This is a genomic window from Paenibacillus oryzisoli, assembly GCF_050467285.1.
GTDB classification, from domain to species: Bacteria; Bacillota; Bacilli; order Paenibacillales; family NBRC-103111; genus Paenibacillus_E; species Paenibacillus_E oryzisoli_A.
Window position 1 is genome coordinate 845 of sequence record NZ_JBCMUN010000043.1, and the last position, 611, is coordinate 1,455.

At 43.5% G+C, this 611-nt stretch carries 2 protein-coding genes (1 of these 2 cut by a window edge); both read left to right on the plus strand.

Going from position 1 to position 611, the window contains the following annotated elements; genetic code table 11:
• Window positions 1-7, plus strand: partial view of a transposase gene (locus ABE504_RS32880; protein ID WP_430096946.1) — the final stretch only. Its footprint begins 539 nt before the window's first position; only the last 7 of its 546 coding nucleotides appear in the window; its start codon lies off the left edge, out of view; the stop codon is at window positions 5-7.
• A 4-nt stretch (window positions 8-11) separates the two neighbouring features.
• The gene (locus ABE504_RS32885) at window positions 12-527 is read left to right on the plus strand and encodes a transposase (RefSeq protein ID WP_430096945.1); all 516 of its coding nucleotides are present in this window, start codon (window positions 12-14) and stop codon (window positions 525-527) included.
• Window positions 528-611 lie beyond the last annotated feature (84 nt).

Here is a 611-nt window from a genome sequence, read left to right on the forward strand (position 1 = left end):
CATTTGATTTTTTGGATTTGCATGAGAACTTATTTTACCCGATTTCCTTTCGGGTAGTTCGTTTCGTCCTGCCAAGTGGCGCTTATGAAACTGTCATTACGAATCTTTCTGCTGCAGATTTCCCACCCGATGAACTGAAGTCTATTTATAACATGCGATGGGGCATTGAAACCTCATTTAGAGCGTTGAAATACACCGTCGGGTTGACGAGTTTTCACGCGAAGAAACAAGAGTCCATCATCCAAGAGATTTTCGCAAGAATGATCATGTACAATTTCGCTGAAATGATGACCTCGCACGTCGTCATTTCGCAAATGGATAAACGGCACCACTACCAAGTCAACTTCACAGTTGCCGTTCACGTTTGTAGACATTTCCTGCGCTCAAAAGATGATGAACCCCCGCCCGATGTTGAAGCGCTGATTCGTAAAAACATTTTGCCGATTCGACCCATCCGCCCAGGACAGCAGAATACGCGCAAAACCCGCTATAAATCAGCTGTTAGCTTCGTCTACAGAGTAGCATAATTCGGCTTAAATGAACATTTTTTAAGCGGATATTCCATCCGCTTTGTTTGCTGTACGCTTTTTTCTTGCTTGCGCATAAAAACA